18 protein-coding genes are annotated in these 15951 nt (G+C 72.1%); 7 read left to right on the forward strand and 11 right to left on the reverse strand.

Features of this window, described 5'->3' with window-relative positions; translation table 11 throughout:
- Nucleotides 1–48: 48 nt before the first annotated feature.
- The 5 genes from ACWPOB_RS06555 to ACWPOB_RS06575 form a co-directional block, all read right to left on the reverse strand.
- The gene (locus tag ACWPOB_RS06555; protein WP_006933951.1) at nt 49–207 is read right to left on the reverse strand and encodes a hypothetical protein; all 159 of its coding nucleotides are present in this window, start codon (nt 205–207) and stop codon (nt 49–51) included.
- A gap of 50 nt (nt 208–257) precedes the next feature.
- Entirely contained in the window at nt 258–1151 is an 894-nt protein-coding gene (gene mshB / locus ACWPOB_RS06560; protein WP_455400288.1) for an N-acetyl-1-D-myo-inositol-2-amino-2-deoxy-alpha-D-glucopyranoside deacetylase, read from the reverse strand.
- Nucleotides 1148–3031, reverse strand: coding sequence for an ABC transporter family substrate-binding protein (locus ACWPOB_RS06565; RefSeq protein WP_455400289.1), 1884 nt, complete (start codon nt 3029–3031; stop codon nt 1148–1150). The genes mshB and ACWPOB_RS06565 overlap by 4 nt, the downstream gene beginning before the upstream one ends.
- 65 nt (nt 3032–3096) lie before the next feature.
- Nucleotides 3097–4983: a translational GTPase TypA gene (gene typA, locus ACWPOB_RS06570; RefSeq protein WP_100056410.1), complete on the reverse strand. Its 1887-nt coding sequence runs from the start codon at nt 4981–4983 to the stop codon at nt 3097–3099.
- A 256-nt stretch (nt 4984–5239) separates the two neighbouring features.
- Nucleotides 5240–5644 carry a (deoxy)nucleoside triphosphate pyrophosphohydrolase gene (locus ACWPOB_RS06575; protein ID WP_100056409.1) on the reverse strand — a complete coding sequence of 135 codons (405 nt, stop codon included), beginning with the start codon at nt 5642–5644 and terminating at the stop codon, nt 5240–5242.
- Nucleotides 5645–5669: 25 nt separating this feature from the next.
- Here ACWPOB_RS06575 and ACWPOB_RS06580 point away from each other — a divergent pair, with 25 nt between their 5' ends.
- The gene (locus ACWPOB_RS06580; protein WP_100056408.1) at nt 5670–5957 is read left to right on the forward strand and encodes a 4a-hydroxytetrahydrobiopterin dehydratase; all 288 of its coding nucleotides are present in this window, start codon (nt 5670–5672) and stop codon (nt 5955–5957) included.
- Here the strand turns inward: ACWPOB_RS06580 and ACWPOB_RS06585 are convergent.
- Nucleotides 5902–7149: a mannosyltransferase gene (locus ACWPOB_RS06585; RefSeq protein ID WP_455400290.1), complete on the reverse strand. Its 1248-nt coding sequence runs from the start codon at nt 7147–7149 to the stop codon at nt 5902–5904. The two genes, ACWPOB_RS06580 and ACWPOB_RS06585, sit on opposite strands and share 56 nt — an antisense overlap.
- Before the next feature lie 330 nt (nt 7150–7479).
- Between ACWPOB_RS06585 and ACWPOB_RS06590 the strand changes: the two genes are divergently transcribed.
- The 3 genes from ACWPOB_RS06590 to ACWPOB_RS06600 all read left to right on the forward strand — a co-directional run bounded on the left by ACWPOB_RS06590 (nt 7480) and on the right by ACWPOB_RS06600 (nt 10330).
- A complete protein-coding gene (locus ACWPOB_RS06590; RefSeq protein ID WP_006933936.1) occupies nt 7480–8334 on the forward strand; it encodes an Rv1157c family protein in 855 nt (284 codons plus the stop codon).
- Nucleotides 8335–8433: 99 nt separating this feature from the next.
- Nucleotides 8434–8781 (forward strand): hypothetical protein, encoded by a 348-nt coding sequence (locus ACWPOB_RS06595; RefSeq protein ID WP_100056406.1) that lies wholly within the window; start codon nt 8434–8436, stop codon nt 8779–8781.
- Between the two features lie 121 nt (nt 8782–8902).
- A complete protein-coding gene (locus ACWPOB_RS06600; protein ID WP_100056405.1) occupies nt 8903–10330 on the forward strand; it encodes an MFS transporter in 1428 nt (475 codons plus the stop codon).
- Here the strand turns inward: ACWPOB_RS06600 and ACWPOB_RS06605 are convergent.
- Together ACWPOB_RS06605 and ACWPOB_RS06610 are read right to left on the reverse strand one after the other, a co-directional pair.
- Entirely contained in the window at nt 10317–11039 is a 723-nt protein-coding gene (locus tag ACWPOB_RS06605; RefSeq protein ID WP_100056404.1) for a DUF1906 domain-containing protein, read from the reverse strand. The genes ACWPOB_RS06600 and ACWPOB_RS06605 overlap by 14 nt on opposite strands.
- A gap of 123 nt (nt 11040–11162) precedes the next feature.
- Entirely contained in the window at nt 11163–12107 is a 945-nt protein-coding gene (locus ACWPOB_RS06610) for a restriction endonuclease (protein WP_006933925.1), read from the reverse strand.
- A gap of 156 nt (nt 12108–12263) precedes the next feature.
- Here ACWPOB_RS06610 and ACWPOB_RS06615 point away from each other — a divergent pair, with 156 nt between their 5' ends.
- Nucleotides 12264–12830 carry a mismatch-specific DNA-glycosylase gene (locus ACWPOB_RS06615; protein ID WP_455400291.1) on the forward strand — a complete coding sequence of 189 codons (567 nt, stop codon included), beginning with the start codon at nt 12264–12266 and terminating at the stop codon, nt 12828–12830.
- 12 nt (nt 12831–12842) lie between these two features.
- On the opposite strand, the gene ACWPOB_RS06620 is transcribed toward ACWPOB_RS06615, so the two are convergent.
- On the reverse strand, nt 12843–13178 hold the full coding sequence (locus tag ACWPOB_RS06620; RefSeq protein ID WP_100056411.1) for a DUF1330 domain-containing protein: 336 nt from the start codon (nt 13176–13178) through the stop codon (nt 12843–12845).
- A gap of 140 nt (nt 13179–13318) precedes the next feature.
- On the opposite strand from ACWPOB_RS06620, the gene ACWPOB_RS06625 reads away from it, so the two are divergent.
- Nucleotides 13319–14113, forward strand: a complete 795-nt coding sequence (locus tag ACWPOB_RS06625) for a helix-turn-helix domain-containing protein (RefSeq protein WP_455400292.1) — start codon at nt 13319–13321, stop codon at nt 14111–14113.
- 90 nt (nt 14114–14203) lie between these two features.
- Nucleotides 14204–14419, forward strand: coding sequence for a maltose regulon activator MalT (locus ACWPOB_RS06630; RefSeq protein WP_100056402.1), 216 nt, complete (start codon nt 14204–14206; stop codon nt 14417–14419).
- A gap of 10 nt (nt 14420–14429) precedes the next feature.
- Here the strand turns inward: ACWPOB_RS06630 and ACWPOB_RS06635 are convergent, their stop codons facing one another.
- Together ACWPOB_RS06635 and ACWPOB_RS06640 are read right to left on the reverse strand one after the other, a co-directional pair.
- The gene (locus ACWPOB_RS06635) at nt 14430–14954 is read right to left on the reverse strand and encodes a 2'-5' RNA ligase family protein (protein ID WP_455400293.1); all 525 of its coding nucleotides are present in this window, start codon (nt 14952–14954) and stop codon (nt 14430–14432) included.
- Nucleotides 14955–14989: 35 nt separating this feature from the next.
- The gene (locus ACWPOB_RS06640) at nt 14990–15745 is read right to left on the reverse strand and encodes a CPBP family intramembrane glutamic endopeptidase (RefSeq protein WP_455400339.1); all 756 of its coding nucleotides are present in this window, start codon (nt 15743–15745) and stop codon (nt 14990–14992) included.
- Nucleotides 15746–15951 lie beyond the last annotated feature (206 nt).

The raw sequence follows: 15951 nt of genomic DNA on the forward strand, positions 1-15951 counted from the left end.
CGATAGTGCGCCACCGGCGCGGGTAGGCGGCCACCGGGTCCCGGCCGATCACGGCACCGGCGGGTAGCCCATGAGCGTCAGCACGTGGCTGGCCTGGTCCGCGAATCCGTAGAGCGCCTGGTAGTAGGCGGCGTTGATCTGGTCCGCGTAGGGACGCAGCGAATCGACGAATGCGACGATCTGGTTCTGGACGGACCAGTTGTACATCAGGACCCTCTCGTGTGACCACGATCACCTGTCCGGTGCTCGTGGTCACACTAACTCAGCCCGGCGAAGAGGTCACGCTCCCGGCCGGAGCCGTCGACGTCGCCGCGGTCGCCCCGGACGAGCACGTAGTGCTCCTGCTCCAGCACGGGCTGCGCGACGAGGTTGGACAGGGCGAACTGTGCTCCGCCGGGCGCGACGACGACCTGGGTCGCGTGCGCCGCCAGGGCCGCCCGCTTGGCGTCGAGCACGCCGGCGACGTCGACCACGGTGGTGACCTGTTCGTCGGGCACGCACGGCAGGTCGTCGGGGCCGGGACGCTGCCACCCGTCGGGCAGGCCGGTCATCTCCGCCATGCCGCGGCGCAGGGCGCTCGCCTCGGTGACGGTCCAGTACAGCTTCGCCGGGTTCCACGGTGCGCCGGCGTGCAGATAGGCGGCGGTGCCCGCGGCCTCGACCGCTGCGGTCACGACGTGATGCACCTGGATGTGGTCGGGGTGGCCGTAACCGCCCACGGGGTCGTAGGTGACCACCACGTGCGGGCGCAGTTCGCGGATCACCGCGACGAGTGCGGCCACCGCCTCGTCGCGGTCGGCGTTCACCCAGGCCCGCGGGTTCGCGGCCGACGGGGTGCCGGCCATCCCGGAGTCGCGCCAATGCCCGGCGCCGCCGAGGAAGCGGGGCGCGGGCACGCCGAGGGCGGCCAGCGCCCGGCCGAGCTCGTAAATGCGATAGCCACCGAGCTGATCGGCCCGGTCGGCGGTGAGCTGCGCCCATTCGTCGCCGACGACCTCGCCCTCCTCTCCGAGGGTGCACGTCACGACGGTGACCTCGGCGCCCTCGGCGGCGTAGCGGGCGATGGTGCCGCCCGTGGTGATGGATTCGTCGTCGGGATGGGCGTGCACCAGCAGCAGGCGCCGTGGCGCGGGGGCGTTCCGATCGGTCACGGTGTGGTCCTCCACCAGTTCTGCGCGTCGGACAGGGAACCGGCAGGGATCGAGCCGGCCAGCGTCACGCCCTCGACGCCGGGTCCCGCGGCGACCACGGTGCGGTCCTGCACGATCGGCAGGGTGACGGCGAGGTCCCATAGCTTCGGCTGCGCCCCGGCCAGGACGGCGGGCACGTCGCCGGCGCCGCGCAGGGCCCCGGCGAGTTCGGGGTCGAGGGTGGGGTCGCACACCCCGGACACGTTGCTCGGTGCGGCGAGTTGCGCCTCGGCGGCCTCGATCTCGTCGTCGGGAACCGGCCCGGTGTCACCGTCGGGAACCGGCCCGGTGTCACCGTCGGGAACCGGCCCGGTGTCACCGTCGGGGGCGGGCTCCGACGTCGGGGTGGGCGCGGGAGCCGGCTCGGCGGAGGCGGGTCCCTGCTCGGGAAGCACTGGGGGGCAACCGAATCGGGACAGCGCAGCGGTGGCCGGGTCGCCTCCGGCGCGCGTCCAGCCGACCACCGCATGCACGGTTCCCTCGACGAGGGCGTCGCCGTAGAGCTCGTCGGGCGGCAACGTCGTCACGGTGGCGGCGACGCCGGCCCCACGCAGCTGGTCCGCGGCGGTGCGGGCGACGGCGTCGGCCACCGGCGAGTTCTCCGGCACGCCCACCACGAGGGTGAGCGGCACGTCGCCCTGGGCGAGCAGTCCCGTCGTCGCGGTCTCGGGCGTCGGGGTGCCGGTCGCGTCGATCGTCGCCGGGCCGGCCGGTACGTAGCCGGCCCCGGCGAGGAGCGCGAGGGACTCCTCGCGGCCGGGCCGCGGCGGCATCGTCGGCGAATAGCCGGGATCGGACGGGGCGAGCACCTGCGCGCGGGCCGCGACGACGGCCGATTCCGTGCCGGCCGCGACGGTGGCCAGCAGATCCGGGTCGAGAAGCCCGAGGACGGCCCGTCGCACGCGGGGATCGGCGAACTCGGTCGTGCGGCCGTTGAGGGTCAGCTCGAGGACGCGGGGCTGCAGTTGAGTGCCGGTGCGCACCTGCGGGATCGCGCCGAGCTGGGCGAGCAGCGCGGATCCCCCACCGTGCATCTGCGCGAGCTGCGCGTCGCCGGTGCGAATGGACTCGGCGAGCTGCGCGTCGGTTCCGCCGCGGCGCAACAGGATCCGGTCGGGCCGGGCCGGCGTCCCCCAGAAGCGATCGTTGCGTTCGAGCAGGATCTCGCCGCGGCCGCGGTCGACGGACTTGACATGGAACCGCCCGCCGGACACCGGGATCGATTCGGCGAGGCTCGTGGTGAAACCGCCCGGAGTGTCCTTGACGAGGTGGGCCGGCAGCAGGTGGGTGAACAGTTCCCGCCACGCCGGGTAGGGCTCGCGCAGCGTGACGGTGACGGTCTTGCCGCCGCCGGAAGATCCGACGTCCTCGATGAGGCGGTATCCGGCGGGATCGACCACACCGGGCTGGGTGATCATCTGCTGCCACAGGTACCGGAAGTCCTCGGCGGCGATGGGCGCACTGTCGGACCACTGCGCTTCGTCGCGCACCTGATAGGTGATGGTGAACGGCGCCTGCGAGGTGACCTCGGCCGATGCGAGGACGGACTCGTCGAGCACCCATGCGGGGGCGCCGGGCCGCGCGGGGTCGGGCACGGGCCGGAACGCGCTCGGCAGCACCATCCCGGCGACGGTGTTGCCGACGGGCGACTGGTCGGCGAGCAGGTGCGGGTTGAACCCGGCGCCCACGTCGTCGACGGCCACCACGACGGTGTTGAGCTGGGGAACCGGGGTGGGGGTCCGGGTGGGCTCGGTCTGCTCGATCGGCGGCGGCGGATCGGCGGTGCACGCCGTCAACCCCAGCACCGCGGCGACCGCGGTGATCCCGGCGATCCTGCGCATCCGGCCTCCCTTCCCTCCGGGATGCGGCGGTGGTCCCGGCCGCGCCGGGACCACCACTGCCGCGACTACTTGTTGCGAGCCTTCTCCCGCGAGCGGGCGCGGGCCCGGTCGGTGGCCGACAGGTGCACCTTGCGCACCCGGAGGATCTCCGGGGTGACCTCGACGCACTCATCGGACGCGCAGAACTCCATGGCCTCCTCGAGGCTCAGGGTGATCGGCTTCGCGAGGGTCTCCATCACATCGGCCGTGGAGGAGCGCATGTTGGTGAGCTTCTTCTCGCGGGTGACGTTGATGTCGAGGTCCTCGGCGCGCGGGTTGATGCCCACGACATGGCCCTCGTAGGTGTCGCTGCCCGGCTCCACGAAGAAGGTGCCGCGGTCGCCGAGCTGGATCATGGCGAACGGCGTGACCGAGCCCGAGCGGTCGGAGACCAGCGAGCCGGTGTGCCGTGCGCGGATCTCCCCGGCCCACGGGGCGTAGCCGTGGAAGACGGCGTTGGCGATGCCCGTGCCGCGGGTCTCGGTGAGGAAGTCGGTGCGGAACCCGATGAGGCCGCGCGACGGGACGATGAACTCCATGCGCACCCATCCGGCGGCGTGGTTGGACATCTGCACCATCTTGCCCTTGCGGGCCGCGAGCAGCTGGGTGATCGCGCCGAGGTGTTCCTCGGGGCTGTCGATGGTGAGTTCCTCGTAGGGCTCATGCACCTTGCCGTCGACCTGCCGGGTGACCACCTGAGGCTTGCCGACGGTGAGCTCGAAGCCCTCGCGGCGCATCTGCTCGACGAGGATGGCCAGCGCCAGCTCGCCGCGGCCCTGCACCTCCCAGGCGTCGGGGCGGCCGATGTCGAGCACGCGCAGCGACACGTTGCCGACCAGCTCCGAGTCGAGACGGGACTTGACCATGCGCGCGGTCAACTTGTGGCCCTGCACGCGGCCGACGAGCGGCGACGTGTTGGTGCCGATGACCACCGAGATGGCCGGCTCGTCGACCGTGATGCGCGGCAGGGCGACCGGGCCGTCCACGTCGGCAAGGGTGTCGCCGATCATGATGTCCGGGATACCGGCGACGGCGACGATGTCGCCGGCGACGGCGACGTCACCGGGCCGGCGCTCGACACCGATGGTCTGGAGCAGTTCGGTGATCTTCACGTTCTTCACGCCGTCGGCGTGCATCCACGCGACGGTCTGGCCCTTGCGCAGCTCGCCGTTGTGGATGCGCAGCAGCGCCAGGCGGCCGAGGAACTCGGAGGCGTCGAGGTTGGTGACGTGGGCCTGCAGCGGTGCGGCCGGATCACCCTTGGGGGCGGGGATGTACTTCATGAGGACGTCGAACAGCGCGTCGAGGTTCTCGGCGGAGGGCGCCTGTCCGTTCTCGGGCTGTTCCGTCGACGCCTTGCCCTCGCGCCCGGAGGCGTACAGGACCGGCAGGTCCAGCAGCTGCTCGGCGGCCTCGGAGGCCTCGTCGTCGAGGTCGGAGGCGAGGTCGAGCAGCAGGTCGTGGGTCTCCTCGACGACCTCGGCGATGCGGGCGTCGGGGCGGTCGGTCTTGTTGACCACCAGCAGCACCGGCAGCGACGCGGAGAGCGCCTTGCGCAGCACGAAGCGGGTCTGCGGCAGCGGGCCCTCGGACGCGTCGACGAGCAGGACGACGCCGTCGACCATGGACAGGCCGCGCTCGACCTCGCCACCGAAGTCGGCGTGACCGGGGGTGTCGATCACGTTGATGACGGTGACGGTGCCGTCACCGTTGTACCGGTGCACGGCGGTGTTCTTCGCGAGAATGGTGATGCCCTTCTCGCGCTCGAGGTCACCGGAGTCCATGACCCGGTCGACGAGTTCCGCGCGCTCGGCGAAGGCGCCCGACTGGCGCAGCATGGCGTCGACGAGGGTGGTCTTTCCGTGGTCGACGTGCGCGACGATGGCGACGTTGCGGAAACTGGCGGTGCTCACGCGATGGCTCTCCTGGCTGTTGTCCGGCCACACGGCACTGGACCCAGACGGCACCTCGCCCGTACGGCGTTCTTGCGGTGGCCGCGTCGCGAATGCGAGTCACCCGTTCGCGGCCGCGAACGGCCCGCACAGGCACTGCGGCCTCCAATACAGTACAGGCCGGACGTGGTGCCTCGCGCCCGGCGACGGCTGATTCACCAGTTCGCGGGCCGGATCGTGACGTTCGCCACGTCCCGGTACGCCGTACGGCGAACCGTCAGCGCCCGAGGTGCGCGCGCAGCTCCGGCAGCCACAGCCGGTCGTTCGGCACCAGGTCGATCCGCTCCAGCTCGTCGGCGTCCACCCAGCACAGCGCCGCGTGTTCGAGCGGCCGCGGTTCCCCGGAGAGCAGCTCCACGCGGTAGGCACGCAGCACCCGGCCGCCGTCCAGCGGCACCCCGACCCCGACCCGCTGCGCACCGGCGACCTCCACGCCCAGTTCCTCGCGCAGCTCCCGGCGCAGCGCCGCCTCGGCGGACTCCCCCGGCTCGGCCTTGCCGCCCGGCAGCTCCCACAGCCCCGCGAGCTCCGGCGGCCCGATGCGCTGGGCCAGCAACAGCCGGCCGTCGCGGAAGATCGCCCCGGCCACCACCTCGTCCGCTCGGCCCGTCGTTGCACTCATGTGCGGCATCGTCCCAGAATGAGGCATGGCCGAGTTGCTCTCCGACGCCGACATCCAGGCCGCCCTCGCCCAGCTGCCCGAGTGGCGACGGGACGGGAACGCGATCGTGCGCACCGTCGAGTCCCCCTCGTTCCCCGAGGCCGTCGCGCTGGTGGACAGGGTGGCCGAGGCCGCCGAGGCGGCGAACCACCACCCCGACATCGACATCCGCTGGCGGAAGGTGACCTACTCGCTGTCCACCCATTCCGCCGGCGGGATCACCGGGTCGGACGTGGAGCTGGCCCGGAAGATCGACGCGCTGGCCCGCGGCTGACGGGCGGGGCCGGGGCCGGGCGCCCGGTGTAGACGATCCACGCGTACACCGCCAGCACCCCCGCCACGTTGCACGCGCCCGCCCAGGCCAGCAGGGCGGGGCGGGAGATGTCCCACATCGAGTCCTGCGCCAGGCCGAGGAGCCACGGCACCCCGACGACGGTCAGCACCGCCCAGAACCCGGCGAGCACACGGGTGCCGGGACGACCGGCGAGCGGCCCGTAGACCAGCCACAGCAGCATCGGCAGCACCCACACCCAGTGGTGCATCCAGGAGATCGGCGACACCAGCAGCCCGAACAGTTCGACGACGACGATCGTGCCGAGCCGGTCGTCCGGGCCGAGCGCACGCCAGGCCGCGAAGGCCAGCACCGCCGAGGCCGCGACAGCCGCCAGCCACAGCGGCCCGGTGCCCACGTCGTGCCCCACGATGCGGCTCAGCGCTCCGCGCAGCGACTGGTTCCAGACCGACCCCACCGGCCCGATCCGGTCGGCGTCACCGAACAACGTGGTGAAGTAGGTCCGCGCCTGGTCGCCGAGGACCAGCCAGCTGACGGCGACGGTGGCGGCGAAGGTCGCCGCGGAGAAGAACGCCGCCGCCCAGCGGCGTCGCGCCACGAAGTACATGCCGGCGATCGCCGGGGTCAGCTTGATGCCGGCGAGCAATCCGACCAGTCCGCCCGAGAGCCACCAGCGGTTGCTGCGGACCGCGACCATCACGCCGAAGGCCAGGAACACGTTGACCTGTCCGTAGTCGAGGGTCGTGCGGATGGGCTCCGTCCAGATGCCCACCGCCGTCCACACAAGCGCGACCGCCGTCCAGCGCGCGCCGTGCGCCGCGGGACCGACGAGCAGCTCGAGGCAGATGCGCAGGAGGCCGAACAGGGCGGCGACGGTCAGCAGCTGCCACGCCACCCCGACCACCGGGAAGGGCAGATAGTGCAGCGGGAAGAAGACCAGTGCCGCGAACGGCGGGTAGGTGAAGGGCAGGGAGAACTCGGGGGTGTCCCGGGTGTAGGTGAAGTCGTACAGTTCGCCGCGCAGCAGCGCCGCGGAACCGTCGACGTACACGTGCAGATCCACGAGATTCATGCCGTTGGGCGTGAGGAAGTTCCACGCCAGCCGGGCCCCGACGGAGACGGCCAGCAAGGCCGCGCACCACCACAGTCGATGCGGGCGAACCGGATCGGACACTGCGGTGCGGCCTCCCGTCGTCACGTCACCCCGGGGTAGGACCGGGGACGGATGCAGACTATCCGTTCCGCGGCGACGGGCCGAACACGATACTCACATCAGTAACAGTTTCATCTAATCTCACAAAAACCACATCAGTCACACGTAGTCTCGAGCGGACACCACTGATCGGAACACGTTATGGCTAGACTCCCGCGAGTACGGGCGGCGGCTGTGAGACCGGCCACGGCTTGTACTGATCGGGGGGCCTACATAAAGTGTCTCCCCGAGCCGTCAGCGGCATCGGCGCCTCGCGCCCCGGAGCCGCTTCAACGACAAGGATGGGGAAAAGTGCTTCGAACCCGAGCAACGCGCAGGATGTTCACCGCCTGCGCTCTCGCCGCCGCCGCGGCGCTCACCGTGCCGTCGCAGGCGGTCGCGCAACCCGTCGTTCCGGGCATCCCCGACGTGCTTCAGCTGCCGGCCGAGTTCGCCGGCTACCAGGTGCCGGCAGATCTGTCGATCGAGTCGCTCATGGGCATGCTGAGCACCCAGGCAGCCGCCCCCGAAGAGGTCGAGGCCCTCGCCTCCCTCGCCCCCGCCATCGTCGGAGCGGCGGCCGGCCCGGCCGACGTCGCGGACGGCAAGAATCAGCTCCTCGACCAGGCGAAGGAACTGCTCGCGAACTCGCAGCTGCCGGACTCGGTCAAGGCCCTGCTCCAGCGAGTGATCACCTTCCTCGACGGCAGCGGCGGCGGCGGACCCGACATTCCGGAGCCGGGCGCCGTGGCGATCTCCCAGTTCCTGTACCCGAGCATCGGCAAGGACTGCATCCGCGACGGCGGCGACTCCATCGGCACCGCGCTCGCCGTGGCCGGCCCCGCGCCGCTCCCGCCGCCGGGCCCGAAGGCCGGCCAGGCCGGGTTCGTGTTCACCGCCCTGGGCACCGCCAAGTTCGCCGACCAGCAGGCGCAGCCGCTGACGGTGAGCTGGATCAACGTCTCCAACGGCCGCAGCGGCACCGCGACGTTGACCAACGAGGCCAGGATCAACCCCGACGGGCCGACGACGCTCAGCGCGATCGCCGACACCGGCTCCGGCAACGTGGCCGCCGTGATCTCCGGCGGCATCACCACGCAGGCCGCGGGCGCGGCCCCGCGTTCGTGCACCTTCCTGCCGACGATCGGGCTCGTCACGGTCGCCTGACCGATCATCCGCACCTTGGCCGAGGCCGCCGGGATCATCCCCGGCGGCCTCCGTCGTCCGGACGCTTCCCGAGCCGCGGACCGCGTGGTAGACCGAGACATGGCCGAAACACCGTCCAGGCTCACCGCTTGCCGGTCCCTGCGCTCGCGCCGTTCACACCGGTCGATCCTGTCCGTCCGCTCCGAGGGCTCGATCCTGTCCATCGGCTCGGCGTACTCGATCCTGTCGATCGGCAGCGTGGGGTCGGTGCTGTCCGTCGGTTCGGTGGGCTCGTTCGGTTCGGCCCTGTCGTCGCTGTCGTTCGCCAGCCTCGGCTCGGCGCTGTCGGGACTGTCCCGCTGGTCGCTGCTGTCGTGGCGCGGTGTCCACGATGCCCCCGACGACCCGCATCCCACGCTCGTCGTCACCGCCGCCGAACCCGACCCCGCCGCGCACTGCCAGAGCTGACCGGCCGACCCGTGTCCCGATCGACGGGCGCGCGGCTGCCCTCCCGGTGGGGAACCTGATACATCTCGTAGATCACGTCCATGCCCGCCCGCATCACGCGGCCCCGGACCCGAGGAGGCGCATGGCCGTCGAGACCCCCGTTCCCTTCACAGCCGAACGCCCCGCACCCCGTGGTCTCGTAGCGGTGCTCTCCCTGTGCGGGATCGTCGTCGCGTTGATGCAGACCCTCGTCATCCCCCTGCTCCCCCAGCTGCCGCACCTGCTCGACACGTCCGTGGAGAACGCCTCGTGGGCGGTCACCGCCACGCTCCTCGCCGCGGCCGTCCTCACCCCCATCAGCGGCCGGCTGGGCGACATGTTCGGCAAGCGGCGCATGCTGCTGGTCAGCCTCGGCGCGGTCGTGGCCGGCTCCCTCGTCTGCGCCCTCGCCGAGTCGCTGCTCCCGATGATCGCCGGCCGCGCCCTGCAGGGCGCGGCGACCGGCGCGATCCCGCTCGGCATCGCGATCCTGCGCGACGAACTGCCGCCCCGGCGGATCGCCGGGGCGATGGCGACCATCAGCGCCACCCTCGGGGTGGGTGGGGCCGTCGGGTTCCCCGTCGCCGCGGCCATCGCCCAGATCGCCGACTGGCACATGTTGTTCGCCGCCGCCGCCGGTTTCGGCCTGCTGGGCATCGCCATGGTGCTGAAGGTGGTCCCGGAGTCGCCCCACCGCAACCCCGGCCGGTTCGACGTCGTCGGCGCGATCGGCCTCTCGGTCACGCTGACGCTGTTGCTCCTGCCCGTCACCAAGGGCGGCACCTGGGGCTGGTCGAATCCCCTGACCCTGGGCATGTTCGCCGGCGCCGCCGGCGCGGCGCTCGTGTGGGGATACTACGAACTGCGCACGGCGCGACCCCTGGTGAATCTACGGATCTCCGCGCGGCGCCCGGTGCTGCTGACCAACCTCGCGTCGGTCGCCGTCGGGTTCGCGATCTACGGACAGATGCTCGCGTTCCCGCAGTTGCTGATGGCCCCCACCGAGACGGGCTACGGCTTCGGGCTGTCCATGGTGACGACCGGCGTGCTCATCGCGCCGGGCGGGGTCGTCATGATGGCCCTGTCCCCCGTCTCCGCGCGGATCAGCGGCAGCTACGGGCCGCGGGTCACCCTGGCGAGCGGGGTCGTGGTCGTGGGCGCCGGCTACGTGCTGGTCTACGTCGCGTACACCGAGATATGGCACATCGTCGTGGCGGGGATGATCATCGGGGCGGGCATCGGCCTGGCGTACGCGGCGATGCCGGCCCTCATCATGGGCGCGGTGCCGCTGTCCGAGACCGCCGCCGCGAACAGTCTCAACACGCTGATGCGTTCGATCGGGACGTCCACGTCCGCGGCGGTGGTGAGCGTGGTGCTCGCGGCGATGACCACGACGGTCGGCACCTACACGGTGCCCGCCCTCGAAGGGTTCCGCGCCACCTTCCTGCTGTCGATCGTGGCCTCCGCCGCCGCGCTGGCCCTGACCGCCGCCGTTCCCCGGTCGCGACCCGGCGGGCTCACCCGACGGTGAGCGACCACTGTCCGTAGTCGGCGCTGAATACATTGTTGACGTCGATGCCGATGCCGTCGATCGTCCCGCCGCCCACCTGGTGCAGGTTCGCCGCGGGATGCACGTACCCCTCGGCCGTGCCCCAATCATGTTGCCAGTAGAACGATCCCAGGCCGGCGTCGCGGGCCCAGGAGATGGTCGGCCCGTTGGCGTACACGCCGGTGTTCCCGGCGCCGAGCACGTCGTGCCAGCCCTGCAGGTACGGCGCGATCAGGTCGGCGAACTGTTGCTCGGACGGATTGTCGTCGATCGAGGCGTAGATCGGCCGGTCCGCCGGTCCCCCGGCCGCCCGATGCAGTTCGAGGCCGCGCGTCGCGTGCCGGACCCCGGCGTCGTATCCGCCGAGCCAGTCCGCCGTGTCGGCCTTGCCGAACTGATAGCACGACACGACCTCGAGGTCGCCGGCGACGAGCGCGGCGGCCTCCGACTCGGTCAGCGGCTTGGCCAGCATCCATTCGGCGCCCGGCCGGCGGTCCGAGACGTACCGGATGGCACCGATGTGCCCGGCGGCACGGATCGACGACGGCGACGGCACGGCCGCCGAGTAGTCGACGATCGTGCCGAGCACCTCCCGGCCCTGCGCCACCCCGGGGGCGGCGACGGCCGACACCCAGGCCGCGCACGAGCCGACGGCCGCGTACCGCAACAGTTCCCGACGTGAGAGGGCCATCGAACCTCGCTTGGACGAGCGTGCACGGCGGACAGGGTGTCGAGCTTCCGGTATTGCACCACACTCGCGGGTCCCGCGCGGGCACATCGGGATTCGGGTCCCGCGCGACGGGGCGCGGCGCGGCTACCGGCCGCCGAGCTCGGCGAAGAAGGCGGGAACGAGGGCGACGTCCTCGACGGTGCGCACCGTGGTGTGGACCCCGAGACCGTGCTCCTTGAGCAGATCGCACAGGCCGTCGCCGTCGACGAGTTCGATGGGCGGCGCGCCGAGCCGGTGCGCCTCGGCGCGGGCGTCGTCGCCGAACGTCCCGGTGGTGACGAGCAGGCCCTTCTCGCCGCGCCCGGCCATCGCGGCGCGGAACTCGCGCACGACGTCCGCGCCCGCCCGCTCGGGGCCGCGCAGGAACCGGAAGAACACCGAGAAGCCGAGCAGCGACACCCGCAGCACGCCGGTGCCTTCGACGTCGACGTCGTTGTCGGAGCCGGTGTCGAGGTGACCGCCGTGCGGGGGCACCGAGATGGTGGTGAAGCCGGCAGCGCGGAGCACCGCGACGGCGAGTCGTTCGAAGCCCTCGTCGGGGAGCTCGGCGACGGCGGCGAGCACGGGCTCGCGCCACAGCTCGGGATCCTCGGGGGCGGCCGCGAGGGTCACCACCTGCGCGCGCGACGACGCGTTGCGCACGAGCCGCTTGCGCCGCTTCTCCGCGGTGTATGCCACCTGCAGGGGCTTGATCTCGGATTCCTGCACCGCGCGGCCGCGGTCGGTGACGCTCCACACGCCGCGACGGGTGTTGGCGAGCAGCCCCATGCCCTTGAGGTAGGTGCGCGCCCAGCCGACCCGATACTCGATCTCGGTGACCGGCCCGTCGCCGTGCAGTACGGACCGCGCGGCCTCGGACAGACCTTCGCGCGCGATGACGGCCTTCTCGAGCTCCTCGATCGAGGCCGAGCCACCGAGCCCGATCAGCGCCTGCAGGGTGGGCCACAGCAGATCCGTGTACGGCGGTAGCGCCACCTCGCGGCCGGACGAGTCTCCGACGGGGTTACCGATCACGTTCCGGCGCTGCACACCTTCCCCTATCGTTTCGGCCCTGCTCGCCGCGGCTGTTCGGTCCCGCCACGACGCGCATTTCACCCTAGCCGATGGGTGCGGGCGCGATGGCGGCCACACTCCCCGGGCCCGGCACTGCCGGGCCGGGCGGCGCCGCTCGCTACCGTGGGGCGGGTGGGATTCACGCGCGCCGAACTCGAACGCTTCCGTGACGCGGTGGTGCCCGACCTGATCGGGCCGGACTGCCGGCTGCTGTTCGTGGGCATCAACCCGGGCCTGTGGACGGCGGCGACGGGTGCGCACTTCGCGCGGCCCGGCAACCGCTTCTACCCGGCGCTGCTGCGGGCCGGCATCCTGCTCCGGCCCATCGACCCCACCTCGGGGATGAGCGAGGACGACAGGGCCCACCTGATCGAGCGGGGCGTCGGGATCACCAATCTCGCACCGCGCGCCACGGCCCGCGCGGACGAGCTCACGGCCGAGGAACTGCGGACCGGTGCGGTGCGGCTGACCGAGGTGGTGGCGCTGCACCGGCCGCGGGTGGTGGCCGTCGCCGGCATCACCGCGTACCGGTCGGCGTTCGGGCACCGGAAGGCGGTCGCGGGGCTGCAGGAGGAGACGCTCGGCGGGGTGCCGGTGTGGGTGGTGCCGAATCCGAGCGGGCTCAACGCCCACGACACGGTGGACACCCTCGCCGAGGCGTATGCGGCGCCGGCCCGCGCGGCCGGGATCCTGCGCTGAACCGCGGACGGATCAGCCGCGTCCCACCTTGGCGAGGTAGTCGCTCGCCCGGTATCCCGGCGGCACGCCGTCGACGAGGATCGCCGAACTGTCGGAGTGCTCGGTGCGCAGCGGCAGGATCGCCTGGTAGGCCGGCGACCGGTACCAGGCACGGGCCTGCTCGAGGTCGGGAAACTCGACGACCACGACGTGGCCGGGCCACGGTCCCTCGTGGACCTCGGGTTCGACGCCGTGGACGAGAAACCTGCCCCCGTACGGCGTGAAGGTGTCGTCGATCTCCTCGATGTACCGGACGATCTCGGGACCGAAGTCGACGGAGCGAAGATGGGCGATCGCGTAGGCGGTCATGGGGTCCTCCCGGTCGGTCGGTGCGGCGGTGTGCCGCACATCTGTGCCGCACATCGAGGAGACTGCCGCGCTCCGGTGCCCGAATCGATTACCCGGCAGGTAATGGCCGCCCTTCCCGCTCCGCGCCTACGGTGACGGGCATGACCACCGTGCACGAGGAACCCGTCGGAGTGCTGCTGCGGCACTGGCGCGAGCGTCGCGGCCTGAGCCAGCTCGCGCTCGCCAACCGGGCGCAGGTCTCGGCGCGGCACGTGAGCTTCCTCGAGACCGGCCGGTCGCGGCCGACCCGCACCATGCTGCTGCGCCTGGCCGATCAGCTCGACATCCCGCTGCGGGAGCGCAACTCGCTGCTGCTCGCGGCCGGCCTGGCCCCCGCGTATCCGGAGCACCGGCTCGGGGACGTGCCGATGGCCGCGGTGGCCGACGCGATCGAGCGGATCCTGGCGTCGCACCGGCCGTATCCGGCGCTGGTGGTGGACCGGCACTGGACGATGGTCGACGCCAACGACGCCGTGGTGGGACTGCTCGACGGGTGCGCCCCGCGGCTGCTCGAGCCCCCGGTGAACGTGCTGCGGGTGACGCTGCACCCGGAGGGCATGGCGCCGCGCATCGCCAACCACGGCCAGTGGCGGGCGCACCTGCTGACACGCCTGCGGCACCAGCTCGCCGCGACCGGTGACCCGGTGCTGCGACGGCTGCACGCCGAGCTGGCCGCCTACCCGTGCGACGACGACGGCCGCGACGCCGAGCTCGATCCGGCCGGCGCCCACGCCCTGGTGGTGCCGCTGCGGCTGCGCACCGACGACGGCGAGCTGTCCCTGTTGAGCACGACGACGCTGTTCGGCACGCCGCTGGACGTCACCGTCGCGGAACTGGCGATCGAGGCGTTCTACCCCGCCGACGAGACCACCCGCCGTCTGCTGGGAAGCCGGTGACCCGGATCGGCGAACCGGTGCCGCGAAGGCCCGCTCGGGAGTAACGTCCGGCCCGAGACCTGTCCCGTCCCGCACCGGAGGGCATCGATCATGAGCAGGAAGAAGTGGTGGGTACTCGAGGGCCCGGAGAGCGGGTTCTCGCTCGAGGAGCGAGCGACGGGAGACCTCGTCCTCGTCAATACGCAGACGTCGGAGGAACACACCCTGCACGGCTACGTGTGGAAGCACGCCCCGCACTTCGGAGTGCAGATCATGAGCGAGGGGCCCCCGCCCTACGGCAAGTGGGTGGAGAACCCCGAGGAGTGAGCGACGTCGGTCACGGGACCCGCCGCAACGGACGGCGCTCCCCCGTCGCGGTGTCGATCAGTGCCGCGCCGGACACGGCCGTTTCGAGGGGCAGCACGTCGTAGACGGCCGCGGCCACCCGCGGGAGGTCGTCCAACCGCGCGCGGGGGCTGAGGGTCAGGTGCGGGGTCCATACGCCCGGCCGGTAATGCTTGTGCAGGTCCGCGCCGGTGGCGGTGACGGTGTCGACCACGCGCTGCTGGCGCCGCAGGAGGTCGGCGGTGGGGGCGGGCGCGAGCCAGACCCGTCCGCGCCGGAAGGCACCCAGGCCGTCGGAGTAGAGGGTCAACGGCCCGCCGTCGGGCAGTGCCTCGAGCGCGGCCGTCACGTCGTCGACGTCGTAGCTGCGCAGCACCGCGTACGACAGGTGCGGCACGTGCCGGCCGTGGGTATGGGTGAGCAGCGTCGGCACACCGAGATCTTCGAGCCGGGCCCACAGCTGTTGCAGGGCGCGCCGGGCGGCGGCGTCGAAGAGCAGGCAGACCGCGAGTGCCATCAGCGCACGGTACCGCGGCGGCGGTTCGCCGGCGGTCAGTTCAGGGTGGCGTGCCAGACCAGGGCCGCGGCCAGGGCACCGGCGCCGTTGAGCGACCAGTGCAGGGCGATCGGGGCGAGCAGGCTCCCGCTGCGGCGGCGCAGCCAGGTGAAGACGAATCCGGCGGCCGCGGTCGCCACGACCGCTCCGGCGATGCCCAGCACCTGTCCCCACAGGCCGCCGCCGAGGACGCCGCTCAGCCCGCGATTGCCGTTCGTGAGCCCGAGCGACGAGGCGATGTGCCACAGGCCGAACAGCAGCGATCCGGCGGCGAACACGCCGCGCGCACCCGAGACACGTTCGAGCGTGCCGTGCAGCACCCCGCGGAACGCGAGTTCCTCGGGGATGACCGTCTGCAGCGGGATGACGATCATCGACGCGAGGAGCGCGCCGGAGATCGTGGCGTAGCGGTCGGACAGGAAGAACTGCCGGGTCGGGGGCAGCGCCACGCCGACGGCGATCACGGCCAGCACGATCCCCGCGGCGCCCAGCGCGTAGAGCGAACCGGACCGCCAGTGCCGCGGCGAGAGCCCGAGTTCGGACCAGCGCATGCCCCGGCGGCGCATCAGCGCGACGAGCACCACGGCCGCGATGGGCACCGTCGCGATGCTGGCCCACACGGTGGTGAAGTGCGCGATCAGGTTGGTGGCGACGAGGACGACCACCACGACGGCGACGTCGAGCCAGGCGTGGGCGCCGCGAAGCGATCCGCGGTGCGCAGGTGCCGTCGTCGGCACGGTCTCGGTACTCAATGTGTTCTCGAACTCCCGCTCTCGGGTCTGTCGGAAGCGGTGCCCTCCGGGTACCCGATGCTCTCCGAGTACCCGTTCCTGTGCCGTACGAACCATCCATACCAGTGTACGGATCGCGTGCCGCCGGGGCCGTGACCGGCGCCACAGCGACGGCCGAATTCGGTAGTGACGCAGGTCACGACGGGTGCGGGAGCGGATTGCGTCAC

Source organism: Rhodococcus sp. 2H158, assembly GCF_053764755.1.